This window comes from Arthrobacter sp. P1_D12 (genome assembly GCF_056406175.1).
Genome location: NZ_JBFUAR010000009.1, coordinates 26,488 through 48,609 on the forward strand (window position 1 = coordinate 26,488; position 22,122 = coordinate 48,609).

Here is a 22,122-nt window from a genome sequence, read left to right on the forward strand (position 1 = left end):
AGCGTGGATTTACGGCGCCGCCCGTCCGGGTGGCCGGAGCATGGAGGAAATCCAATGACGACGCACGTAGCCGACTGCAGCGTGAGCAATTGCTCCTTCAATGACCACTCCCACTGCAACGCCGCCGCCATTACCGTCGGCGGCGCCGCAGACCATGCCTCCTGCGCGACCTTCATCGACATCGGTGTGCACGGCGGGCTCCCCAAGGTGCTGGCCGACGTCGGCGCCTGCCAGCGTTCCGAGTGCACCCACAACGACCATCTGATGTGCAAGGCGCCCGAAGTTCACGTGGGCCCGGGCGTCGACAACGCCGACTGCCTCACCTACGCCCACACGTAGCCGCACCCGCCGTCCGCGTCCATCGACCATCCGCCCCGCTGGCGCTGAAATTCCCCACCTTTGGTCGCCGCACCCGGCGTGTCGGGCGGACCGCCGGTGAGGCCCGGCGTCGCTGGTTCAAAGGTGGGGAGGATCGGTGGTGGCAGAGGGCACCCGCGGAGGCAGGCACGCGCTAGCCCTGGGTGAGCCGGTACCGTTCGATCTGCTTGAGCCGGCGCAGGAGGCTGTCGCGCCGCGGGTGCGGGACGGCGTCGGCCGGCTCGGCGGTGAGCTCGATGTGTTCGGTGCCGTACTGCCACAGCAGCAGGTCATCGAGGAGCCGGTCCGGGCCGGGGGAGTAGCGGTGGTCCAAGGCCTTGCGGACCTCGGTGATCCGGTTGGCGCTAAGCAGCCCGGCGAGCTGCATGGTCTGGTTGAGGCCGTGGGCGGCCATGAGCTCCGCGGCCCAGCCCCAGTCGTCGTCGACCTTCCGGTCCACGTGCGGAAGCAGGGTCCGCCAGACGTCGCGGATCCGGTTGGGCGTCAGCTGCGCCGCACCCTCCCCGTCCATGTCCCAGTAGCCGCGGACCTCCTCGTAGCGTTCGTGCAGGTCCGAGAACGCGCTCTCCACGGTCTCCAGCATGGCGGCCGTCGCGGTGAACTGGCGGTCGAAGTGCGGGGTCCACGCCCGCGGGTCCTCGGCCTTGAAGCGGATGTCGTGCTCGATCTCGCTCCAGGCGTGGGCGAAGACGGTCCGGATTTGGCACTCGAAGAAGTAGCTGCCGTTCGGCGGGACGTCCGGGTTGAAGGCCAGCTGGTAGTCCTTGACGGCCTCGTTCTGGATGGTCCGCAGGATCAGGTGCCGGCTGGAGTAGCCGTATGTGCCGGACTCGATCGAGCCGATGTCCTTTTCCCGGTCCCCCCGGCAGTCAAAGAGCTGGCGCTGGCGCTTGATCAGATTCGCCACCACCGCGTTTTCCGCCGGCAGCTTGGTGATCACACGGATTCCCACCATGTCATTCAGGGTCCGGAACGGGTCCGGGAACTTCAGCACAGGTGGCCCGCCCGGCTCCAGCGGTTCTTCAGTGCGGGAGATCTTCTCGCGGAAGGATTCAACGGTCTTGGTGCGTCCGGTGACGAACAACGGCGTGACTTCGGTGTCCTTGAGCATGGTCCGCAGCGTGAGCAGGACCTCCCGGGTGACCAGCTTCAGGGCAGGCCGGACCCGCTCGTACAACTCCACGTTCTCCTGCACGGAATCGCGCAGGCTCACGTCCAAACGGTCCCAGTTGCTCGCCATGGATCCAGCTTACGGCGCACCACCGACACCGGCCCGCAGGCTGGCACCGCCGGGCACGCCCGCAGGCAAGTGCAGCGGAGCAGGCATGGGAGGGGTCCGGCATGGGAGGGGTCCGGCCTGCGCTGGGCCGCTTGGTGCCCAAGGTAGGCTCAACACATGGCTGAAATGCGGCGGCGGACTATGATCGCGGCCGCAGCGGCGGTGACTCTGGGGGCAGTCTCCGCCGCCTGTTCACCGGGCCCCAAGGAGGACGCTGTGAAGAGGCACAAGTACCAATATGGCGAGGACCCCAGCCAGTGGGGTGAGCTCTTCCTCCCGGAGGTTGCCGCGCCCAAGGGTGTGGTGGTGGTGATCCATGGCGGGTACTGGCGTTCGCAGTACGGCGCAGAACTGGGGGAGCCTCTTGCCAAGGACCTCGCCGCGCACGGCATGGCAGCCTGGAACCTGGAGTACCGGCGGGCCGGCAACGGCGGAGGCTGGCCCAACACCTTCGCCGACGTCCTGGCCGGCATCGACAAGCTCGGTGAACTGGCCGACGAGCACGGGCTGGGACTGGACCGCGTGGTGGCCCTGGGCCACTCGGCTGGCGGCCACCTCGCCGTCTGGGCGGCGGGACGCCGCCGGCTCGCGGGGCTTGGTGCCCCGGACGCGGACCGCCAGCTGACGCGTCGGGGCGACGACGACGGCGCGGTGCAGCTCACCGGCGTCGTCAGCCAGTCGGGGGTACTTAACCTCGCGGCCGCCGAGCGGCTTAACCTCAGCAACGGCGCCGTGAGCAACTTCCTGGGCGGCTCGTCGGAGAAATATCCCAAACGGCATAAATTTGCGGACCCCATGAGTGCGGTGCCGCTGGGCGTGCCCGTATATGCCGTTCACGGCACGGAGGACGATACCGTGCCGGTAAGCCAGTCCGAGACCTACGCCGGCGCAGCCAAGGCCGCCGGTGCGCCGGTCCAGCTGCTCAAGGTCCCGGGCGACCACTTTGCGCTCATCGATCCAAAGGCACCCGCGTACCGGAAATGCCGTGAACTCGTGCAGCAGCTGCTGGTCTGACGCCCGGACGCCGCCAGGCCGGCATGCCCGCCGCCAGGCCGGCCCGCCCGGCGGCCGGGATGGGGTTTCCGGTGTCCCTGACGGCATCCCCTGGCCGGCGAAAGCGCATAGACTGGAGCGCAGGTGCGCCGGGAAGTCTGGTCGGCATAGTTTCGCCGACCCATTTTGAGGATCCCATGAGCGCCCTGCCCCCTTCGCCAACACCCTCTTCACCCACACCGCCTCCTCCTTCGCCGCCGCGCCTCACCATTTTCGGCCGGGGCAGCTATGCCGAGGCCTTGCGGATCGGCGAGATCCTCCGTAAGGAAACCGTGGGCGGCGCCCTGCTGGTCGCCGCGGCGATGGTGGCCCTTATCTGGGCCAACTCCCCGGCCTCGGAGAGTTACTTCGCACTGCGCGACTTCACCATCGGCTACGCGCCCTGGCATCTGGACCTGAGCCTGGGCGCTTGGGCCGCCGACGGCCTGCTGGCCATCTTCTTCTTCCTGGTGGGGCTCGAACTCAAGCGCGAGTTTGTCGCCGGAGACCTGCGCGAGCCGAGCAAATCCGTGGTTCCGGTGGCCGCCGCCGTTGGCGGTGTGGCCGTTCCGGCGCTCATCTACGCGGCCATCAACCTCTCCGGTCCCGAAACGCTGCACGGCTGGGCCATTCCCACCGCCACCGACATCGCCTTCGCCGTCGCGGTGCTGGCGCTCATCGGTTCCCACCTGCCCAGTGCGCTGCGGATCTTCCTGCTGACCCTCGCCGTCGTCGACGACCTCCTGGCCATCGCCATCATCGCGATCTTCTACACCAGCGATCTCCACCCCGAGCCGTTCCTGCTGGCCCTGCTCCCGCTGGGCCTCTACACGTTCCTGGCGCACAAATACCGGCGGTTCTTCGGCACGCACGCAGCCGCAGCCTGGGTGATCCTGCTGCCGCTCGGCTTCGCGACGTGGGCCCTCGTGCACGCATCAGGCATCCACGCCACCGTGGCCGGGGTCCTGCTCGGATTTGCCGTTCCGGTCAAACGTTCGAAGGCCAGCGGCGGCCCTGATGCCGGCCCGGGGCTGGCGGAGATTTTCGAACACCGGTTCCGCCCCATCTCGGCCGGGATCGCGGTCCCGGTGTTCGCGTTCTTTTCCGCCGGGGTGGCCATTGGCGGCTGGCAGGGCCTCGGTGCGGCCCTGACGGACCCCGTGGCGGTGGGCATCATCGTGGCGCTGGTTGCCGGAAAGCCGGCGGGGATCCTCGGCACCACATGGCTCATCACCAAAGTCACGCGGGCCCGCCTGGACGCGTCCTTCAAGTGGATCGACGTCTTCGGCCTCGCCATCCTCGCGGGCATCGGTTTCACGGTCTCGCTGCTGCTTGCCGAGTTGAGCTTCGGCCAGGGCACTGCGCATGAAGACCACGCGAAGGTAGGGATCCTCGCGGCCTCACTGCTCGCCGCGCTCCTCGCCACCACGGTGCTCCGCACACGCAACCACCAGTACCGGCGTGCGGAGGAGGCGGAACAGGTCGACTCGGACCAGGACGGCATCCCGGACGTCTACCAGCAGGACCGCCCCGCAGGCTAGGTTGGCGGGCCAGGCCGACGGGCTATATTTGGGGGTGTGGCGGGAGGGGCCGTCCGGAGGGTCAATGATACCCCAAGGGGTATCATGATTGAGCTGGAATACGCGCGCCGGGCCGTCCGGCGCCCGCGAAAGGAACAGGCATGAAGAGCATTTCCGTCAAGGACCTGGCCGCCCTGGGCGATGCCACCGAAATCGTCGATGTCCGCGAGGAAGACGAATACGTCGCCGTCCGCGTTCCCGGCGCCCGGAGCATCCCGCTCTCGCGGTTCGTCCAGTCCCTCGCCGAGGTCCCGGCCAGCGGCACCGTCTACGTCATGTGCGCCGCCGGGAGCCGCAGTGCCCAGGCCGCCACCTACCTGGAGGACCAGGGATACGACGCCGTCAACGTCACCGGCGGGATCATGAAGTGGCAGGACGAAGGACACCCCGTCAACCGGGGCTGACCTTCAAGGGGCTGACCGCACCGGAGGGACCATGGAAGTCATCGTCATCGAGACCCCGCAGCTCGGGGACCGCAGCTACCTGGTCCACGACGGCTCGGTGGCGCTGGCGATCGACCCGCAGCGCGACACGGACCGCATCGAGGCGGCCGCCCGTGACGCCGGAGTAGCCATCACGCACGTGGCCGAAACGCACATGCACAATGACTACATCACCGGCGGGCTGATCCTGGCCCGCGCCCACGGCGCCAGCTATCTCGTCAACGCCGCCGACGCCGTCGGGTTCGAGCGCACTCCCATCACGGACGGCCAAACGGTCCGCGTGGGCTCGCTTACGGTCAAGGCGGTCGCCACGCCGGGCCACACGCATACCCACCTGTCGTTCATCGTGGACGACGGCGGGAAGCAGGCCGTCTTCTCGGGCGGCAGCCTCCTGTATGGCTCGGTGGGCCGCACGGACCTTGTCGCCGAGGCGGACACGGTTGGCTTGACCCACGACCAGTACGCCTCGGTCCGTCGCCTCGCCGCCGAGGCCGGCCCTGACGCGGCACTGTTTCCGACCCATGGATTCGGCTCGTTCTGCTCCTCCGGACCCGCCAGCGGTGCCCGGTCCTCCACCATCGGCGAGCAGCTTGCCGCGAACCACGCCCTAACGGACCCCGATGAGGACCACTTCGTCCGCCAGCTCATCGCCAACCTCACGGACCACCCCTCCTACTACGCCCACATGAGCCCGGCCAATGTCCGGGGCCCGGGCCCCGCGGAGCTGGCCGTTCCGGCATCGCTCGATGCCGCCGAACTCACCCGGCGCCTGGACGGCGGCCAGTGGGTGGTGGACCTGCGCCGGCGCGTGGCGTTCGCCAACAGCCACCTCAAGGGCAGCGTCAGTTTTGAGTACGCCTCCGGCTCCAGTTTCACCACCTATCTCGGCTGGGTGCTGCCTTGGCGCGAACCGCTGACCCTGGTGGGCTCGCGGGAAGATGTTGAGAACGCCATCCGCGACCTCTCCCGGATCGGCATCGAATCCCCCGACGCCGCGCTCGGTTCCGAGCCGCACGCCCTCGCCCCGCAGGCCGGCCTCGCCTCCTACCCGCGGGTGGGCTGGGACGGCATGCTCGCCGGCCGGGCGCCTGATGACACCGTCCTGGACGTGCGCCGGGCCGACGAATTCGCCGCCGCCCGCGTGGTGGGCGCGGTCAACGTGCCGCTGCACGAGCTGTTGCTGCGCCTCGGGGACATTCCCGCCGGGAAACTTTGGGTGCACTGCGGTTCCGGGTACCGTGCCGGGGTCGCCGCCAGCCTCCTGCAACGGGCAGGCCGGGACGTGGTCCACATCGACGCCAGGTTTGCCCATGCCGCGTCCGCTGGGATCGCGCTGGACACCTCCGCGGCCTGAGCGCCGGCGGCCCGGGAGCGCCGGCAGTGACGCCGGCACGGCGGACGCGGGAGGTGGGCGCAACACACGGCACCGGAGCGCATTCTCTGGCAGAGTATGGTCATGCTCACAGTTATTGGCGAGGGGCTGGTTGATGTAGTCCAGCGGTCCTCCGGCGTCCAGGCCCATGTCGGCGGCAGCCCCCTCAACGTGGCCGTGGGGCTGGCGCGGCTGGACCATCCGGTCCAGTTCATCGGCCGCTACGGCCGCGATGCGTATGGTGAGGCCCTCGCCGCGCACCTGAAGTCGAGCTCCGTGCTGCTCCCGCTGGGACCCGACGAGCTGCCCACCAGTGTGGCCGCCGCCCTGATCGACGACGCCGGCGCCGCCACGTACACGTTCGACCTCGCCTGGGAGCTTCCCGGCGTCGCGGCGCGACTGCCGTTCCTGCTCCAGGGAACCACGCTGCTGCACACCGGTTCGATCGCCACCATGCTGGCCCCGGGCGCCGCCGACGTGTTTGCCGCCGTCGAGCGCGCCCACCCGTCCGCCACCATCAGCTTCGACCCCAATTGCCGTCCCAGCATCATCCCGGACGTGGACTACGCCCGCGGGCAGGCCGAAAAGTTCGTGCGCCTCGCCGACGTTGTGAAGGCCTCCGACGAGGACCTCGAATGGCTCTACCCAGGCGTGGACCCGCTGGACTCGGCCCGCCGCTGGCAGGCGCTGGGCGGTTCCGAAGGGCCGGCAATGGTGGTGGTGACCCGCGGCAGCAAGGGGCCCTGGGCCATCAACGCCGCCGGTGAGGCGCAGTTCCCCGCCCCTGAGATCAACGTCGCGGACACAGTCGGCGCCGGGGATTCCTTCATGGCCGCGCTCCTGTCCGGCGTGGTGGATCTGGGCCTGGACGGGGCACAAAACCGCAAGGGCCTGCGCGAACTCTCCGCCGAAAGCCTCCGCGATGTCCTCGCCCATGCCTCCCGGGCAGCGGCGGTCACCGTGTCCCGCGCCGGCGCGAACCCGCCCACGCGCGCGGAACTGGCACGGATGGAAATGGGGGCCCAGCCCCTGCAGTGAGTGAAAGGCAGCCATGACACGCCACGATGTTCCGGTGTTCCCCGTCCGCAGTGAATCCTTCGCGGAGGGCCAGACGCTCCCGGCCGCCCAGCGCAGCGGCAAAATGCGCGCCGGCGGCCAGGACGAATCCCCGCAGCTGAGCTGGAGCGGCGCCCCGGCCGGCACCAAGGGCTACGCGGTGACGATGTTCGACCCCGACGCCCCGGGGCGCGGCGGCTTCTGGCACTGGGCCGTGCTGGACGTCCCCGCCGACGTCACCTCGTTGCCGGCAGGAGCGGGCGCCGAGGGCGGCAGGCTCCTTCCCGCGGGCGCCATCCAGTTGAAGAACGACGCCGGGTTCCACGGCTACCTGGGCGCCGCACCGCCTCCCGGACACGGGCCGCACCGGTACGTCATCACCGTCCACGCGCTCGACATCGCACCGTCCGGACTCAACGAGCACACCGCCCCTGGCAGCCTGGAAGCGAAGCTGTCGCAGCACACCCTGGGCCGGGGCACGCTGACCGGCATCTTCGAACGTCACTGAGCCCCCCGCCGCCCGCCTGCCGCCGCGCTCCGCCCATGACGCCGATTTCGCCGGAACCTGCCCAATTCGCCGTGATTGTCCGGCGAACCCGACGCCGTCCGGCGAACTCGGCGAACCCGGCCGCGAGGGCCTGCCGCCCCGGCGCACGTAGACTGGCACTATGCGGCTGGTAGCAAGTGACATTGACGGAACGATCCTCGGCCATGACGGCAAAATCAGCGACCGGACCGTCCGCGCGTTCCACGCCTGCCGCGACGCCGGGCTGGAACTGGTGTTTGTCACCGGGCGGCCGCCGCGCTGGCTCCACCCCCTGCAGGACCAGCTGGGGCATACCGGAACGGTCATCTGCTCCAACGGCGCCGTCGTGTGGGACCTCGAGGCGGACCGCCTGCTCTCGGCGCGGACACTGGACCTCGACGCCGTGTTCGAGGTCCGCCGCATCATCAAGCGGCTGCGTCCCTCCGCGCTGTTTGCCGCCGAAACCCTGACCGGCTTCCATCTGGAACCGGGCTTTATCGAAAACGGCTCGAGCGAACTGCTCGCGGATTTCACCCCGGCCCCGCTTCACACCACCCTCACCGAGGCGGACGCCGTGGCGAAGTTCCTGGCCATTGTCCGCGAAGGCACCGCCGACGAGTTCCTGGCCGAGGTGACGCCCGCCGTCGCCCATCTGGCCGCCGCGACGCACTCGGCGCCGAAGATGGCCCTCCTCGAGCTGTCCCTGCCAGGCGTGAACAAGGCCGTGGCCCTGGCTGAATATGCGTCGTCCCTCGGCATCGGCGCCGCGGACGTGGTGGCATTCGGGGACATGCCCAACGACATCGAGATGCTTCGCTGGGCCGGGCACGGCTACGCGATGGCCAGCGGCCACCCGGAAGCGATCCGGGCCGCCGGGCGGCAGGCCCCGCACTTCGACGACGACGGCGTCGCCCAGATCCTCGAGTCCAAGCTCGCCGAACTCGGCGTCCGGCTGCCCTAAAACCCCGACCCAGGACCCGGTCTCCTCGTCCCAGCAGCCGGCGCCGGCCTCACGTCCCCGCACCCGGCCCGGTCCCCGCACCGATCGCACGGTTCACGGCGGACACCGGATTCCCAGCGGACGGTCAACTGGCGTTCACCTTGGCCTCCTAGGCTGAAAGCTCGCGACGAAACGTTTGACCGAGAGTGGGGACATCATGGCCAGGCACCGCATCAACAACACGGACGAACAACCCCTGCACCCGGTGGAACCGGACCGGCACTGGCGGCAGCTGCGCCAGGGCGACCGCGTCAGCGTCCGGCTCGCCCCGGGCGTTGAGACCGGTGGGCTTGTGGACGCCGTGACGGCGGACCACAGCGTGGTCTGGGTCGACCTCGACGGCGGCCGCGGCCGCACGCTGCTGCACTGCAGCGACGGCGTCGAAATCCGCCGGCAGGCTGCTGACACCCCGTCCCGCTGAGGCCGCTGACCCGGCCCCGCTGACCTGGCCCCGATGGGCCCGGGCCGCCAGTACCGGCCCGCAAGCCCCGGTCCCGTCAGACCAAGGTACGCTTCAGGAGTGACTGACCTGCACCCCTACTTTGCCCCTCGCGGGGATCGCGACGGCGGCCCGGAGGGCGCCGCCACCCCGGCCCCGGGCGGTTCCCGGGCGCCGCTGGCGCTGGCCCACCGGGGCTTTTCGCTGGACGGGCTGGAGAACTCGATGGCCGCGTTCCGAGCTGCGGTCGACCTCGGGTTCCGGCATCTGGAGACGGACGTGCACACCACGGCCGACGGCGTGTTGGTGCTCTTCCACGACAAGACCCTGGACCGGATCACGGAGGGCCGGGGCCAAATCGCGGACCTTCCGGCCTCAACCGTGGCCCGGGCCAGGATCGGCGGGACCGAACCGATCCCGCGGTTCGATGAGTTGATCGCTGCCTTCCCGGACGTCCGGCTCAATATCGACGTCAAGGACTGGAACTCCGTGGGCACCCTGGCCTCGGCGATTGAACGCCACGGATTGCACGACCGCGTGCTGGTGGCCAGTTTCTCGGACCGGCGGCGCCGGGCAGTGCTGAAGCAGCTGAGCCGTCCGGCCGCGAGCTCGGCCGGTATCGTGTCCAACGCCGTGTTCGTCCTGCTGGGCCCCGTGCTGCCGACGCAGCTGATGTCCGCCGTGGTGCGCCGGGAACTGCGCGGAGTCCACGCCCTGCAGGTCCCCGTCCGCTACGGTGCCGTGCCGGTGGTGACGCCGGGCTTCATCCGCCGGGCACACCGGCACGGACTGCAGGTCCACGTGTGGACAATCAACGAGCCCGCGGAAATGCACCGGCTGCTTGACCTCGGCGTCGACGGGATTGTCACGGACCGCGCGGACCTGCTCAAGTCGGTCCTCCAGGAGCGCGGGACCTGGTCCTGAAGGATCGCTCCGCTCAGGCGGAAAGTTCCATCATGAGTGGCGGCAATTCGTCGGTTAGCTCCCGGGCGAGATAGCCCAGCCCGCCCAGCCGGCTGGCAAGGCGGTCTCCGGCCGCAGCATGCAGATGCGTTCCCCAGCAGGCGGCCTGCGCATTGCCCGTTCCCCTGGCGCGGAGGCCGGTGATGGCGCCGGAGAGGACATCCCCGCTGCCCGAGGTGCCCAGCCCGCTGTGCCCTGTGGTGATTTCCCAGAGGCCGGCCCCGGACGCGGCAGCCCTGCTGCTGCGGGGTTCTGCGATGGCCCCCTGACACGTGACTACGGCCCGGTATTTGTCGGCCACCTCAGGGAGCTGGCGGTGCAGGTCCTCGACCTCCCGCCCGAGCAGGATGCCCGCCTCCGGGATGTTCGGGGTCAGGATCAGCCGGCCGGCCCACGGCGCCAGTTCGGCTTCGAGTTCCGGGACACTGGCCAGGGCAAAAGCATCCAGGACAATGCACGGCGGGCTGCCCGGGGTGGCTTGGAGGAGTTCGCGCAGCAGCGCCGTGGTCTGGTCCTTGTCGTCCAGGCCCGGCCCCACCAGGACGGCGTCGGCGGTTTCCAGCTCGGCGGCCAGGGACCCGGCGGCGGAGCCGACCAGGGTCCCGGCCGTCGTTTCCGGCAGGCCAATGACGCCGGCTTCGGGCAGGGCGATGGCGAGCGGCACCGCCACGGACTCCGCCACGGCCAGGGTCAGCCGGCCCGCGCCCGCGCGGAGGGCGGCGACGCCGGCGAGCAAGGCCGCTCCGGGCGTCTTGCGCGCACCGCCGATCACCAGCACGGAGCCCCGGTCATCCTTTCCGGAGCCGCCGTCAGGGAGCGGCCAGGCGCGCAACAAAGAGGGGGTGACGGCCTCGGCCTGGGGGCGGCGTTTCGCCTGCCGGGAGTTAGCGGGGGTGGACATCGGCGTCTCCCGAGTGCTGGGTTACCGGGACACCTTCGCTCGTGAGGTGGTCGGCCATATTGAACGCCTCCAGCTGCCATTCCCCCCGGCCGCCGGGCCGGACGAAGCGGCTGACGGAGGCGTTGAGGATGGTGGACGCGGCCGCGATGTCCAGCAGCTGCTCCTCCGAGAGCCCCTCCAGGATGTAGCGGATGAGCAGGATCACGGCGTCGTGGCAGACCAGCAGGACGCCCCCGCCCGGATGCCTGTTGTCGAGGTCGGCGAGCAGCGAGCGAAGCCGCAGCACGACGTCCGCCCAGGACTCGCCGCCCGGGGGCCGATAGTAGAACTTGCCGAGCCACCGCCGCCGGCCGGCCTCCTCCGGGAGGCGGGCTTCCACCCCGGCCGAAGTGAGCATGTCCAGGATGCCGAGCTCACGGTCGCGCAGCCGCTCATCGATCAGGACAGATGTTTGCCAGCCGCCGGTCTGGACGGCGAGTTCCGCGGTCTGGCGTGCGCGCAGGTAGGGCGAGGACCAGACTGGCGTGCGCCGGCCGTCCGGGTAGCCCGCGAGGAGCCTGCCCAGGGCCAGCGCCTGCTCCCGTCCCGTGTCCGACAATCCGACATCCGCATCCCGGGCCGGGACATCAATGACATGCGCGCCGGCCTGCTGAGCCAGCGTGGCGGCAACGTTGCCCTGGCTTTCACCGTGCCGCACCAGCAGTAACTCGGTCACGCCCGGAACGCCGTGTCCGTAGTGGCTCACCGATCCCCCTATCCGTTGCTTTCCAACGTTGTCCTCTGCCGGGGCTGGCCCGGGCTGGAATATGTGTGGCAGACAGGTTACTCCCAGTGGCATGGATTTGTCCCTGCACCGGCGATGGGGCAACATCGGGGGCCGCCGGGCTGGCAGGATAGAGCCATGCGCATCCTCATCGCCCCGGACAAGTTCAAGGGCTCCCTCACCGCCGTCGAGGCCGCCGCGGCCATTGCCGAAGGCGCCCTGCGCGTCTACCCCGAGGCCGACGCCATCCAGTTTCCGGTGGCCGACGGCGGCGAAGGGACCCTCGAGGCGGCCGTCGCGGCCGGCTACGAGGAACGGCTCAACGCGGTTGTCGGCCCGATCCTGGCCCCGATCGGTGCCGCGTGGGCCATCCGGCCGGATGCTTTCGGCGGGGCCACCGCGGTGATTGAAACGGCGCAGGCCTCAGGGCTGGCGCACATGGAGCCCACACCGGCCAACGCGCTGCGCGCCCACAGCTATGGCTGCGGCCAGCTGATCGCCGCCGCGCTGGACGCCGGTGCCACGGAAATTGTGCTGGGCGTGGGCGGTTCGGCCATGAGCGACGGCGGCAGCGGCGCCCTCCGCGCCCTCGGACTCAAGCCGTTGGACGCCGCCGGCAACGTGGTGCCCCTCGGCGGCGGGTCGCTTGCCGACGTCGCGTCCGTGGACATCAGCGGCCTCGACCCGCGGCTGGCCGGGGTGAAGTTCAGGATCGCCGTCGATGTCCAAAACCCGCTGTTCGGCAGCGACGGCGCGGCACACGTGTTCGGCCCGCAAAAAGGCGCCGACGCCGATGCGGTGGAGCTGCTCGACGCAGGCCTGCGCAACTGGGCCTCGGTCCTGCGCCAGAGGACCGGCCGGGACGTCAACGTGCCCGGCGCCGGAGCGGCCGGCGGGTTTCCGGCGTCGTTCCTGGCCTTCAGCACGGCCGCCCTGGAAGGCGGCTTCGAGCTGGTGGCCGGCCTCACCGGGCTGGACGCGAAACTCGCGGTGGCTGATTTGGTCATCACCGGAGAAGGCTCCATGGACAGCCAATCGCTGACAGGCAAGGCGCCGATCGCCCTCGCCGATGCCGCCCAGGCCCTTGGCATTCCGGTGGTCGTGGTGGCCGGACGGATCCTCGTCACCCCAGAGGACCTTGCCCGTCACGGCGTGGTGGCCGCGGCGCAGCTGCTGGACGTCGCCGGCAGCCCCCAGGACGCAGTAGCAAACGCCGCAAAGTACCTTACCTGGGTCACCAGCCAGGTCCTCGAAGGCGCCTGAAGCCCCTGATGGCCGGCCGTGCCGGCCGGCCTGCCCTCTAGGCGCCGGTCTCGTAGTGCGGTTCGGCCACGGGTTTGGACTCGGGGGAGCCCTTCTCGCGCAGGTAGACCGAGGCGCCCACCAGGACCGCCACGGCGAGGAACTCGCTCTGCCAGTTCTGGAAGGACTCGAACCAGAATCGGCTCGTCGCCAGATAGCCCAGCACAGTCACGGTGGGCTGTCCGTGCGCCTCCTGGTCACTGTTGTAGTCCTCCGCGCCGCCAACCGCGTGCAGGGCGATCGACGCCAGGAACAGCAGGAGGAACATGATCGAAAGCGAGTGTTCGTAGAGCTTGAGGACCCAGCCGCCGTGCCGCACCGGCCACGGCGTGGACTCTTTGAGCTTTGCCTGCCGGGGGTCCTCGTCCTGCGGGGAGGTCCGGCCCATCGGCTTGGACTCGGAGGACCCCTTCTGGAACAGGAAGACGGTGAGGATGACGTACATGCCCATCTGCAGGAATTCCGACTCCCAGTTCTCGAAAGTCGCCTCGAGGAAGTTCCCGGTGCCAAGGTACTGCAGGACGGTCACGGCAGGTTCGCCGTGGGCAAGCTGCTCGTCGCTGTAGGTGCTTGCCCCGCTCAGGACCATGCCGCCGAAAAACACGACGAACAGCCCGATATTGGCCAGAAGCAGTCCATGTTCCTTGACCCACTTGCCCATGGTTCCCGTGCCTGCGGTGTGGCGCTCATGTGAAACGTTTGTCATAGCGACTCCTCTTTGCGGGCCCGTCGACGGATCCAGGCAGGGACAAGTACCAGCAGCAGCACCAGCACGGCGAGCAGCCCGACGCCGGCGATCACGCCCGCCGTCCGGCCTACCGTGACATCGAAGATGAGTGAGGTGGTGCCCACGCTCAGCAGCCCCACCCCGGTCAACGAAAACCTGACGATGATGTCCGCGCTGCTCACGAGGGCCTGCTTCAGCCCTTGCCGGAACAGACGGCGGTGCACGCTCACAGGCAGCAGGATCGTGGCCGTGGTCAGGGCAGCCAGGACGACGTTGGCGAGATACAGGCGGGTCTGGTAGTCATCGAGCGTCTCGAAGCGCGACTGGAACGGCAGCGTCAGGAGGAAGCCGGCGAGAATCTGGACGCCGGTCTGCAGTACGCGCAGTTCCTGCAGCAGTTCGACCCAGTTGCGGTCCATCCGCTCCGCAACGGACTCGTCCCTGCCGTCGTTCTTCGGCACTACTGGGCCAGTCATCGGTACTCCTCCGCAAAATCCTGAAACCAAGGAAACCGCCACAACATGCGGCCCCACCCTCAACCTAGGCTTGAGAGTTGCCAAAAACAAGTTGGTACTAAGCTTGCTGACGATATTGTGGTTAGGGTAGAAACTGATTACTTCGCCGGGATGGATTCAGCGGACCCCCGCCACACGGGACCGATGAACCTCCCTGGAAACCGACACGTTGTTAGGTGGACTATGAGCGACTCAAGCGAACGGCAGGACCAGCCCAAGCAGCCCGAACAGCCCCGCGATCCGCGCGCCGGCTACCATTCCGGCCCGTTCCCGGAACAGGTCCAAAAGCAGCCCGGCCTCACCGCGCCTATGGAGCCCAAGCCGGACCACGGCGAGGAAAGCTACCGCGGCAGCGGTGCCCTGAGCGGCAAGGCCGCCCTGATCACGGGCGGCGACTCCGGGATCGGCAGGGCGGTGGCGATCGCCTTCGCACGTGAGGGGGCCGACGTCGCCATCTCCTACCTGCCGGATGAAGAAGACGACGCGCAGGACACCGCCGAGTGGATCCGAAAGGCCGGCCGCAAGGCCCTGCTGCTCCCCGGCGACGGCCGCAGCGAGGACTTCGCGGCGGACATCGTGAAGGCGACGCTGGCCGAATTCGGGCGCCTCGACGTCCTGGTGCTCAATGCGGCCTACCAGAAGAACCGCGAGAGCTTCGAATCACTGCCCACCGAAGAGTTTGACCGAGTTTTCAAAACCAATCTGTACTCCCTGCTCTGGACGGCCCGTGCCGCGGTCCCGCATCTGGAAGCGGGTGCGTCGATCATCACCACTGCGTCAATCCAGGCCTTCAACCCGTCCCCGGAACTCATTGACTACGCCATGACCAAGGCGGCCCAGGTGGCCTTCACCAAAGCCCTGGCCCAGGAGCTCGGACCCAAGGGCATCAGGGTCAACGCCGTGGCCCCGGGTCCCATCTGGACGCCGCTGATTCCGGCCACCGAATGGCCCGACAAGCTCCCGTCCTTCGGCCAGGACACGCCCCTGCAGCGGGCGGGGCAGCCGGCGGAGCTCGCGGCCGCCTATGTCCTTCTCGCCTCCGACCACGGTTCCTACATTTCCGGAGCCGTGCTTCCGGTCACCGGAGGCAAAGGCCTCTGAACCCGCTCCGGACCCGTCCACTGCCAGCTAGTCCCATTTCCAGCACCAGTTTCCAGTACCAGGAGGAATGACATGACTGAAAACCAGCAGTATCCCAAGACCGTCACCGAGGAAGCGGGCGGCTACGGCACACCGACCGCCGAGCAGGAGATGGGCGGCGATGGGAAGAAATTCGCCCAGCCCCGCGAGGAGGAGGCCTTCGACGCCGCCGGGCTGAACCAGGACAGCCCCGACGGCGAGACGTATCCGGCCGGCGCGCCGGACCTGAGCCAGTTCGGTGCAGAAGATCAAGACAGTGCAGGAGAACCCGGAGCAGGTCGCTTCGGAGGAGCGGAGGAACAAATGAGTTCAGAAAACGCCAGCGCAACCCCCGGCTTCGACCCGGACGCCTCGGAGAATTCCGAGGCGGCAGTGCCGTCGTCGGAAGCGGAGATGGACGGGGCCAACACGGAAGAGCCCGACGCCGGGCGGCCCTTCTCCTCTGAGTCCGGACAGGACGCGGCGGGGCTGCCGGACGGCTCCGGGACGGACCTGCCGGAGAACAAGTCGCCGAAGGACCGCGACGATGACAAGGACGCCTTCGACGCCGGCTAGTCCCAGGGCCGTCGCGCCCCGCCACTGCCGGCGCTGCCGGCCGTGACAGCGAAAAGGCCGGACTCCTGCCCGTGGGTGGAGTCCGGCCTTTCTCGTCGGCGGGGTTGCCCGCCCGCCGCGCGCTTCCGGGCGGCGTTCTTTAGCGGCGCTTCTTGGGGGAGCGCTTGACGGCTGCCTTGACCGCGGCCGTCGAAGCTGCGGCCGGCGCGGGATCTTCGGTTTCCGGTTCGGCCACCGTGCCGCGCACCCTCGCGATCGCCTTCATGCCGTGGTAGATCACCAGGGCCGCGGCCGAGCCGAGCGCAATCCCGGTGAACTTCAAGTCGCCGATGGTCCAGGTGTAGTCGGCAATCCCGACAATAAGGGCGACGGCGGCCGTGGTCAGGTTGATCGAGTTGGAGAAGTTCACCTTGTTCTGGACCCAGATTTTCACGCCCAGCACGCCGATCATGCCGTACAGCATCGTGGCCGCACCGCCCAGGACGCCGGCGGGGACCGTGGCGATAAGCTCGCCAAACTTCGGCGAGAAGCTCAGGATCACTGCGAAGCCGCCGGCCACCCAGTACGCCGCCGTCGAATACACCTTGGTGGCGGCCATGACGCCGATGTTCTCGGCGTAGGTGGTCGTCCCGGACCCGCCGCCGAGACCGGCAAGTACGGTGGCGGCGCCGTCGGCCAGCAGCGCGCGGCCGGAGACGCCGTCGAGGTTCTGCCCCGTCATGGCGGACACGGATTTCACGTGGCCGATGTTCTCTGCCACCAGCACCAGAACGACCGGCACGAAGAGGCCCACGACGCCGAGGTGGAATTCGGGGGTCTGGAAATGCGGCAGGCCCACCCACCCAGCACTGTCCACCTTGGAGAAGTCCACCTCGCCCCGGATCATCGCAACAAGGTAGCCCACCAGGACACCCACCAGGATGCTCAGCCGGCCCAGCATGCCGCGGAACAGCACGCTGACCACGATGATGACGGCCAGGGTGATGAAGGCGGTCACGGGGGCCTGGTCGAAGTTGGCCTTCGCCGCGGGTGCCAGGTTCAGGCCGATCAGCGCCACGATCGCGCCGGTCACGATCGGCGGCATGACCCGGTTGATCCAGCCGGCGCCGAACTTCTGCACCACGGCGCCGACGACGGCGAGGGTCGCGCCTGCCAGGACCACGCCGCCGAGTGCCCCGGGGACGCCGAACTGCTGCTGGGAAGCCATGATCGGCGCGATGAACGCGAAGCTGGAACCGAGGTAGCTGGGCACCCGTCCCTGCGTGATGACCAGGAACAGGAGCGTGCCAATGCCGGAGAAGAACAGGGTGGTGGCTGGCGGCATGCCCGTGATGATCGGGACCAGGAAGGTGGCACCGAACATGGCCACAACATGCTGCATCCCGATCCCCACCGTCAGGGGCCAGGTGAGCCGCTCATCCGGCCTGACGACCTCACCGGGGCGGACGGACTTGCCGTTGCCGTGGAGCTTCCATTTGGTGCCGAGCATGCTCATGCCGGGAGCCTTTCAGAGAATGTGGGGCGGGCGGGAAGGAATCTTCCCGAGCAACTTTACCGCGCAGCATTTCCCGGCCGGCCCGTCGGGCCGGCGTGCTGCGTGCGGGGCCGATGTGCCCGAGGTCACAGGGCGTAGCGGGAAGCAGGCGTCGTCCGTTGAAGTTGCAACTATTGATAGCAGGAGACGCCGGCCGCCCAAGTGCGCCGGCCCAGCGAAAGGGATGCCCATGACACTCGCCCACGATGAAGCAGTAATCGAGGCAGCCGCCGTCGACGCCATCTTTGCCGAAGCCCGCACGGCGAACGCCTTCACCGGCGACGTCACCGACGAGCAGGCCCGCGCGATTTACGAACTGACGAAGTTCGGCCCCACGGCGTTCAACTCCCAGCCCCTGCGCGTTACGTACGTGCGCTCCGACGAAGCCCGCGCCACGCTTGTAGATGCGCTGGCCGCCGGAAACCGCGCCAAGACGGCATCAGCGCCGCTCGTCGCGGTCCTGAGCTACGACACCGCCTGGCAGGACCAGTGGGACGCGTTCCTTCCCGGCTACAACGCCCCCAAGGCCATGTATGACGCCGCGCCGGAACTCGCAGCGGCCACGGGCAACAACAACGCCCACCTGCAGGCCGGCTACTTCATCCTCGCGGTCCGCACCCTGGGCCTCGCGGCAGGTCCCATGACCGGTGCCGACTTCGCCAAGATCGACGCCGCGTTCTTCCCCGACGGGAACCAGAAGAGCTTCCTGGTGGTCAACATCGGCCAGCCCGGGGCAGACGCCTGGGGCGAAGCCAAGCCGAAATTCGCCTACGAGGACGTCGTCCGCACCGTCTAACAGCCCCCCGCGCCGTTCTCCGGCACTGTCCTCCCGCGGAGGTGCCTCCGGCACTGTCCTCCCGCGGAGGTGCCTCCGGCACTGTCCTCCCGCGGAGGTGCCTCCGGCACCATGGGGGACAGGCCGGAGGCACTCGGGATGCGATTCTGCGGTTCAGCGCAAGGCCCACATCCAGGGCCACTTCCCATTTTAGTCCGCGCCGTCGCCGCCGGCACTGTGAGTTTGAGGCGCCCGCCCGGCCCCGGAGGCGCCGCGGCGTGGCACACTTTTCCCATGCGGAACCTGATCGCGGTGGCCTTCGTGGAACCGGTAGCCGAGGGGCTCGAGTTTCCCCGGGATGACTGGCCGCTGCACCTCACCCTGGTCAAATTCGACGTGGTCAAGGCCGGCGTCCTGAAGTCCGACGTCGTCGAACCCGGCCAGGAAACCCGCGCGGAACCCGCGCCGGGCACGCCGCCAGCCGCGGGCGATCCGCTCGCCGGCCACATCGCCGCCCTCATGGCGGACCCGGTGGCCGCTGCCCTGGGCTGCCGGATCAGCGTGGGCGGCGAAGCCGGGTTCGGGCGCGCAGGGTCAATCCCGGTCAACCTGATTGAACCCAGCGATGAGCTGCAGGTCCTCCACAACGAGCTGGTCCGGATCGTGGATCAGCTGCCCGGCCGGATCTCCACGCCTGCCTTCACCCTGGAGGGGTACCGGCCGCACGTCTCGCACCACGGCGACAAACGGCTCCGGCAGGGCGACACGTTCGCGCTTGACCGAATAGCGCTCGTGGACATGGCGCCCGACGGCGGGCACGCCACGCGCCGGATCCTGAAGTTGTGGACTGTCGGCCAGGCGTAGGCGCCAGAACGGCGTCTGGGGAGGGCACGACGTCATATCCGCGACGCCGGCGCTGGATTCCTGCGGACCGGGTGCCATACTTGGGTCAACTTCGGCAGCTATTCGACGGTAATTCGAAGACGAAGTGAGTATTTAGGGCAAGTCACAGCGGACCGGGGGGACCACTAAATGATGCTTGACGCCGCGACACTGCGGGTTGCCTTGGCGCTTGTCGACCTCACACTGCTCATGCTTTTCTACTTCATTACATTCCGGCGCACCCGGTCGCACTACAGCGGCTGGTGGTGCATGGCGCTCCTGCTGTTCCTGGTCGGCAACGGCGCGTACCTGCTGGAGGGTACGACGCAGCAGGGGTGGGCCATCCCTGCCGGCAACGTCCTGCTGGTCGCCGGTGCCGCCAGCATCTGGGCCGGCGGTCGATCCCTCCGCGCCCCCTCACTCCGGCCTTGGCAGCTCGCGGCCGGTCCTGCCGCGACCGCCGTCGCTTCCTTCCTCGGCCACCCGGCCACCAACGTCTGGGCGGGAGGCCCGGTGTACCTGGGATTCATGGCCGTGTTGATCGGCCTGGCATCCCGGGAGCTGTTCCTGCTCGAGCGCGACTACTCGCGCGTCCACCGTCCCCTCGCCGTGGGCGCCGGCATCCTGGCCGTGTTCTACCTGGGCCGCCTTGTCGCTTTCCTGGCGAACGGACCGGATGGTGCCGTCTTCACGTCGGTGTTCGGCTCCGTCCCGATGACGGTCTTCTCGACGATCACGCTCGTGGTTGCTTCCTTCACCATGGCCGAGCTGAGCTACGAACAGCAGACCCAGGACCTCCGGGCACGGGCCACCGTGGACGGCCTCACGGGCCTGCTCAACCGTTCAGCGTTCCTGGACCTCGCGGAAAACGAACTGCGCCGTTTGCGCCGGACCGGCACCACGGCATCGATCATCCTCGCGGACCTGGACCACTTCAAGGCCATCAACGATCAGTTCGGCCACTCGGCAGGGGACTCCGCGCTGCAGGCCTTTGCCAGGGCCTGCTCCGGCACCGTCCGCTCCACCGACCTCGTGGGCCGTTACGGCGGTGAGGAATTCATCCTCCTGCTGCCTGGCGTCACGCCGGACCGGGCACGGGAAATCGCTGCCGACATCAGCGTCCGGCTCCATCAATCCGGGTCCGCAGTGATTCCCCGGCTGCCCACCGTGAGCTACGGCATCGCGTCCACCGGCGCCGGAGCGGGCAGCCTCGACGCCGCAGTGATCTCGGCCGACGCGGCCCTCTACCAGGCAAAGACGCTTGGCAGGGACCGCGCCGAGTTGGCCACCGGCGGCTGAACTACGAGATAACCCCGTCCACCAGCGCCTTCGCCTCGGCCTGGACCTGCTTGAGGTGCTCGGCACCCTTGAAGGACTCGGCGTAGATCTTGTAGACATCTTCCGTGCCGGAGGGCCGGGCTGCGAACCAGGCGTTTTCGGTAACGACCTTGAGGCCGCCAATCGCGGCCCCGTTGCCCGGCGCCTCGGTCAGTTTGGCCGTGATCGTTTCGCCGGCCAGTTCGGTCGCGGTAACGTCCGACGGCGAGAGCTTGCCCAGCGCCGCCTTCTGCTCCCGGGTGGCGGCCGCGTCGATCCGGGCGTAGACGGGGTCGCCGAACTGGTCGGTGAGGCCCTTGTACAGCTGCGACGGTGATTTGCCCGTCACCGCCGTGATCTCCGAGGCCAGCAGGGCCAGCAGGATGCCATCCTTGTCGGTGGTCCAGACGCTCCCGTCCATCTTGTTAAAGGAGGCGCCGGCGGATTCCTCGCCGCCGAAGGCGCCCTCTCCGGACAGCAGCCCGGGGACGAACCACTTGAAGCCCACGGGCACTTCGACAAGTTTGCGGCCCAGGCTCTCGGCCACGCGGTCGATGATGGATGAGGAAACCAGGGTCTTGCCGATCACGGACTGCGGGTTCCAGCCGGTCCGGTGCCGGTACAGATAATCGATGGCGACGGCGAGGTAGTGGTTCGGGTTCATCAGCCCGCCGTCGGGGGTGACGATCCCGTGGCGGTCGGCGTCGGCGTCGTTGCCGGTGGCGACGTCGAACTTGGCGCCGTCGGACATGCGGTTGATCAGGGACGCCATCGCCGACGGCGAGGAGCAATCCATCCGGATCTTCTCGTCCCAGTCCAGCGTCATGAAAGCCCACTGCGGGTCGACGGTGGGGTTGACCACGGTGAGGTTCAGGTGGTGGCGCTCACCGATCTCGCCCCAGTAGTCCACCGACGCTCCGCCCATCGGGTCGGCGCCGATCCGGACGCCCGCCTCGCGGATCGCGTTGAGATCCAGTACCGAGGGGAGGTCGTCGACGTAGCTGCTCAGGAAGTCGAACTTGCCGGTGGTCCCGGCGGCCAGGGCCTCGGCCACCGGAATCCGCTTGACGCCGCGCAGGCCGTTTTCAAGCAGCTCGTTGGCGCGGTTGGCGATCCAGCCGGTGGCGTCGGTGTCCGCGGGTCCGCCGTGCGGAGGGTTGTACTTGAATCCGCCGTCGCCCGGGGGGTTGTGGCTGGGGGTCACCACGATGCCGTCGGCCTGCGGCGCGCCAGGGGCGGCATTGCGGTTGTGCGTCAGGATGGCGTGGCTCAGGGCAGGGGTGGGCGTGTAGCCGTGGCGGGCGTCGATGAGGACGTGCACGCCGTTGGCGGCCAGCACCTCAAGGGCGGAGTTTTGTGCGGGCTCGCTCAGGCCATGGGTGTCCTTGGCCATGTAGAGGGGGCCGGTGATGCCCTGGCCTGCCCGGTATTCCACGATCGCCTGCGTGATGGCGAGGATGTGGGGTTCGTTAAAGGACGCCTTCAGGCTCGATCCACGATGCCCGGAGGTGCCGAAGGCCACCCGCTGGCCCGGGTCCGAGAGGTCCGGCGAAACGTCGTAGTACGCATCCAAAAGCGCAGTGAGGTCAACAAGGTCTTGGGGTTGGGCAACTGTGCCCGCGCGGCTAGCCATGGCACCAGCA

Annotated in this window: 23 protein-coding genes; 16 read left to right on the forward strand and 7 right to left on the reverse strand. The window is 68.8% G+C overall.

What is annotated here, in order from left to right; translation table 11 throughout:
- Positions 1-54 precede the first annotated feature (54 nt).
- Entirely contained in the window at positions 55-339 is a 285-nt protein-coding gene (locus AC1DZV_RS08170; protein WP_028275954.1) for a DUF1540 domain-containing protein, read from the forward strand.
- Positions 340-511: 172 nt separating this feature from the next.
- Here AC1DZV_RS08170 and AC1DZV_RS08175 read toward each other — a convergent pair whose 3' ends face one another.
- Complete coding sequence (locus tag AC1DZV_RS08175; RefSeq protein WP_028275955.1) at positions 512-1,618, reverse strand: GTP pyrophosphokinase; 1,107 nt, start codon at positions 1,616-1,618, stop codon at positions 512-514.
- A 255-nt stretch (positions 1,619-1,873) separates the two neighbouring features.
- Here AC1DZV_RS08175 and AC1DZV_RS08180 point away from each other — a divergent pair, with 255 nt between their 5' ends.
- The 9 genes from AC1DZV_RS08180 to AC1DZV_RS08220 all read left to right on the forward strand — a co-directional run bounded on the left by AC1DZV_RS08180 (position 1,874) and on the right by AC1DZV_RS08220 (position 10,029).
- Positions 1,874-2,671: an alpha/beta hydrolase gene (locus AC1DZV_RS08180; protein WP_079555271.1), complete on the forward strand. Its 798-nt coding sequence runs from the start codon at positions 1,874-1,876 to the stop codon at positions 2,669-2,671.
- 176 nt (positions 2,672-2,847) lie between these two features.
- Positions 2,848-4,230: a Na+/H+ antiporter NhaA gene (nhaA, locus tag AC1DZV_RS08185; protein WP_476950636.1), complete on the forward strand. Its 1,383-nt coding sequence runs from the start codon at positions 2,848-2,850 to the stop codon at positions 4,228-4,230.
- Between the two features lie 140 nt (positions 4,231-4,370).
- Positions 4,371-4,673: a rhodanese-like domain-containing protein gene (locus AC1DZV_RS08190; protein WP_476950637.1), complete on the forward strand. Its 303-nt coding sequence runs from the start codon at positions 4,371-4,373 to the stop codon at positions 4,671-4,673.
- 31 nt (positions 4,674-4,704) lie between these two features.
- Positions 4,705-6,066, forward strand: coding sequence for an MBL fold metallo-hydrolase (locus AC1DZV_RS08195; RefSeq protein WP_476953431.1), 1,362 nt, complete (start codon positions 4,705-4,707; stop codon positions 6,064-6,066).
- Positions 6,067-6,168: 102 nt separating this feature from the next.
- A complete protein-coding gene (locus AC1DZV_RS08200) occupies positions 6,169-7,122 on the forward strand; it encodes a carbohydrate kinase family protein (protein ID WP_476953432.1) in 954 nt (317 codons plus the stop codon).
- A gap of 13 nt (positions 7,123-7,135) precedes the next feature.
- Positions 7,136-7,648 carry a YbhB/YbcL family Raf kinase inhibitor-like protein gene (locus AC1DZV_RS08205; protein WP_476953433.1) on the forward strand — a complete coding sequence of 171 codons (513 nt, stop codon included), beginning with the start codon at positions 7,136-7,138 and terminating at the stop codon, positions 7,646-7,648.
- A gap of 160 nt (positions 7,649-7,808) precedes the next feature.
- Positions 7,809-8,627, forward strand: coding sequence for an HAD family hydrolase (locus AC1DZV_RS08210; protein ID WP_476953434.1), 819 nt, complete (start codon positions 7,809-7,811; stop codon positions 8,625-8,627).
- 196 nt (positions 8,628-8,823) lie between these two features.
- On the forward strand, positions 8,824-9,087 hold the full coding sequence (locus AC1DZV_RS08215; RefSeq protein WP_476950762.1) for a hypothetical protein: 264 nt from the start codon (positions 8,824-8,826) through the stop codon (positions 9,085-9,087).
- A gap of 99 nt (positions 9,088-9,186) precedes the next feature.
- On the forward strand, positions 9,187-10,029 hold the full coding sequence (locus AC1DZV_RS08220) for a glycerophosphodiester phosphodiesterase family protein (RefSeq protein WP_476953435.1): 843 nt from the start codon (positions 9,187-9,189) through the stop codon (positions 10,027-10,029).
- A gap of 13 nt (positions 10,030-10,042) precedes the next feature.
- On the opposite strand, the gene AC1DZV_RS08225 is transcribed toward AC1DZV_RS08220, so the two are convergent.
- Both AC1DZV_RS08225 and AC1DZV_RS08230 read right to left on the reverse strand, forming a co-directional pair.
- Positions 10,043-10,969, reverse strand: a complete 927-nt coding sequence (locus AC1DZV_RS08225; RefSeq protein WP_476953436.1) for an NAD(P)H-hydrate dehydratase — start codon at positions 10,967-10,969, stop codon at positions 10,043-10,045.
- Positions 10,953-11,714 (reverse strand): histidine phosphatase family protein, encoded by a 762-nt coding sequence (locus AC1DZV_RS08230; RefSeq protein ID WP_243178285.1) that lies wholly within the window; start codon positions 11,712-11,714, stop codon positions 10,953-10,955. The genes AC1DZV_RS08225 and AC1DZV_RS08230 overlap by 17 nt, the downstream gene beginning before the upstream one ends.
- Before the next feature lie 156 nt (positions 11,715-11,870).
- Between AC1DZV_RS08230 and AC1DZV_RS08235 the strand changes: the two genes are divergently transcribed.
- Positions 11,871-12,995: a glycerate kinase gene (locus AC1DZV_RS08235; protein WP_476953437.1), complete on the forward strand. Its 1,125-nt coding sequence runs from the start codon at positions 11,871-11,873 to the stop codon at positions 12,993-12,995.
- 37 nt (positions 12,996-13,032) lie between these two features.
- Here the strand turns inward: AC1DZV_RS08235 and AC1DZV_RS08240 are convergent, their stop codons facing one another.
- Positions 13,033-13,740, reverse strand: coding sequence for a DUF6766 family protein (locus AC1DZV_RS08240; RefSeq protein WP_476942710.1), 708 nt, complete (start codon positions 13,738-13,740; stop codon positions 13,033-13,035).
- Positions 13,737-14,237 (reverse strand): DUF6328 family protein, encoded by a 501-nt coding sequence (locus tag AC1DZV_RS08245; protein ID WP_028275968.1) that lies wholly within the window; start codon positions 14,235-14,237, stop codon positions 13,737-13,739. The genes AC1DZV_RS08240 and AC1DZV_RS08245 overlap by 4 nt, the downstream gene beginning before the upstream one ends.
- 222 nt (positions 14,238-14,459) lie before the next feature.
- Here AC1DZV_RS08245 and AC1DZV_RS08250 point away from each other — a divergent pair, with 222 nt between their 5' ends.
- A complete protein-coding gene (locus AC1DZV_RS08250; protein WP_476942708.1) occupies positions 14,460-15,377 on the forward strand; it encodes an SDR family oxidoreductase in 918 nt (305 codons plus the stop codon).
- Positions 15,378-15,449: 72 nt separating this feature from the next.
- The gene (locus tag AC1DZV_RS08255) at positions 15,450-15,971 is read left to right on the forward strand and encodes a hypothetical protein (protein WP_476953438.1); all 522 of its coding nucleotides are present in this window, start codon (positions 15,450-15,452) and stop codon (positions 15,969-15,971) included.
- Positions 15,972-16,110: 139 nt separating this feature from the next.
- On the opposite strand, the gene AC1DZV_RS08260 is transcribed toward AC1DZV_RS08255, so the two are convergent.
- Positions 16,111-17,466, reverse strand: a complete 1,356-nt coding sequence (locus AC1DZV_RS08260) for a uracil-xanthine permease family protein (RefSeq protein ID WP_476953439.1) — start codon at positions 17,464-17,466, stop codon at positions 16,111-16,113.
- 229 nt (positions 17,467-17,695) lie between these two features.
- On the opposite strand from AC1DZV_RS08260, the gene AC1DZV_RS08265 reads away from it, so the two are divergent.
- The 3 genes from AC1DZV_RS08265 to AC1DZV_RS08275 all read left to right on the forward strand — a co-directional run bounded on the left by AC1DZV_RS08265 (position 17,696) and on the right by AC1DZV_RS08275 (position 20,461).
- A complete protein-coding gene (locus AC1DZV_RS08265; RefSeq protein WP_476953440.1) occupies positions 17,696-18,301 on the forward strand; it encodes a malonic semialdehyde reductase in 606 nt (201 codons plus the stop codon).
- 273 nt (positions 18,302-18,574) lie between these two features.
- Positions 18,575-19,144, forward strand: coding sequence for a hypothetical protein (locus AC1DZV_RS08270; RefSeq protein ID WP_476953441.1), 570 nt, complete (start codon positions 18,575-18,577; stop codon positions 19,142-19,144).
- 168 nt (positions 19,145-19,312) lie between these two features.
- Entirely contained in the window at positions 19,313-20,461 is a 1,149-nt protein-coding gene (locus tag AC1DZV_RS08275) for a GGDEF domain-containing protein (RefSeq protein ID WP_476950650.1), read from the forward strand.
- 1 nt (position 20,462) lies between these two features.
- Here AC1DZV_RS08275 and pgm read toward each other — a convergent pair whose 3' ends face one another.
- A complete protein-coding gene (gene pgm, locus AC1DZV_RS08280; protein WP_243178293.1) occupies positions 20,463-22,112 on the reverse strand; it encodes a phosphoglucomutase (alpha-D-glucose-1,6-bisphosphate-dependent) in 1,650 nt (549 codons plus the stop codon).
- Between the last annotated feature and the right edge of the window lie 10 nt (positions 22,113-22,122).

What these genes read in the sequence shown, in the direction of transcription:
- AC1DZV_RS08205 (WP_476953433.1), top strand. Translation starts at nt 7,136, where the DNA reads ATGACACGCCACGATGTTCCGGTGTTCCCCGTCCGCAGTGAATCCTTC.
- AC1DZV_RS08210 (WP_476953434.1), top strand. Translation starts at nt 7,809, where the DNA reads ATGCGGCTGGTAGCAAGTGACATTGACGGAACGATCCTCGGCCATGAC.
- AC1DZV_RS08190 (WP_476950637.1), top strand. Translation starts at nt 4,371, where the DNA reads ATGAAGAGCATTTCCGTCAAGGACCTGGCCGCCCTGGGCGATGCCACC.
- AC1DZV_RS08255 (WP_476953438.1), top strand. Translation starts at nt 15,450, where the DNA reads ATGACTGAAAACCAGCAGTATCCCAAGACCGTCACCGAGGAAGCGGGC.
- AC1DZV_RS08260 (WP_476953439.1), bottom strand. Translation starts at nt 17,466, where the DNA reads ATGAGCATGCTCGGCACCAAATGGAAGCTCCACGGCAACGGCAAGTCC.
- AC1DZV_RS08215 (WP_476950762.1), top strand. Translation starts at nt 8,824, where the DNA reads ATGGCCAGGCACCGCATCAACAACACGGACGAACAACCCCTGCACCCG.
- pgm (WP_243178293.1), bottom strand. Translation starts at nt 22,112, where the DNA reads ATGGCTAGCCGCGCGGGCACAGTTGCCCAACCCCAAGACCTTGTTGAC.
- AC1DZV_RS08235 (WP_476953437.1), top strand. Translation starts at nt 11,871, where the DNA reads ATGCGCATCCTCATCGCCCCGGACAAGTTCAAGGGCTCCCTCACCGCC.
- AC1DZV_RS08170 (WP_028275954.1), top strand. Translation starts at nt 55, where the DNA reads ATGACGACGCACGTAGCCGACTGCAGCGTGAGCAATTGCTCCTTCAAT.
- AC1DZV_RS08245 (WP_028275968.1), bottom strand. Translation starts at nt 14,237, where the DNA reads ATGACTGGCCCAGTAGTGCCGAAGAACGACGGCAGGGACGAGTCCGTT.
- AC1DZV_RS08265 (WP_476953440.1), top strand. Translation starts at nt 17,696, where the DNA reads ATGACACTCGCCCACGATGAAGCAGTAATCGAGGCAGCCGCCGTCGAC.
- nhaA (WP_476950636.1), top strand. Translation starts at nt 2,848, where the DNA reads ATGAGCGCCCTGCCCCCTTCGCCAACACCCTCTTCACCCACACCGCCT.
- AC1DZV_RS08250 (WP_476942708.1), top strand. Translation starts at nt 14,460, where the DNA reads ATGAGCGACTCAAGCGAACGGCAGGACCAGCCCAAGCAGCCCGAACAG.
- AC1DZV_RS08195 (WP_476953431.1), top strand. Translation starts at nt 4,705, where the DNA reads ATGGAAGTCATCGTCATCGAGACCCCGCAGCTCGGGGACCGCAGCTAC.
- AC1DZV_RS08175 (WP_028275955.1), bottom strand. Translation starts at nt 1,618, where the DNA reads ATGGCGAGCAACTGGGACCGTTTGGACGTGAGCCTGCGCGATTCCGTG.
- AC1DZV_RS08200 (WP_476953432.1), top strand. Translation starts at nt 6,169, where the DNA reads ATGCTCACAGTTATTGGCGAGGGGCTGGTTGATGTAGTCCAGCGGTCC.
- AC1DZV_RS08270 (WP_476953441.1), top strand. Translation starts at nt 18,575, where the DNA reads ATGCGGAACCTGATCGCGGTGGCCTTCGTGGAACCGGTAGCCGAGGGG.
- AC1DZV_RS08240 (WP_476942710.1), bottom strand. Translation starts at nt 13,740, where the DNA reads ATGACAAACGTTTCACATGAGCGCCACACCGCAGGCACGGGAACCATG.
- AC1DZV_RS08275 (WP_476950650.1), top strand. Translation starts at nt 19,313, where the DNA reads ATGATGCTTGACGCCGCGACACTGCGGGTTGCCTTGGCGCTTGTCGAC.
- AC1DZV_RS08225 (WP_476953436.1), bottom strand. Translation starts at nt 10,969, where the DNA reads ATGTCCACCCCCGCTAACTCCCGGCAGGCGAAACGCCGCCCCCAGGCC.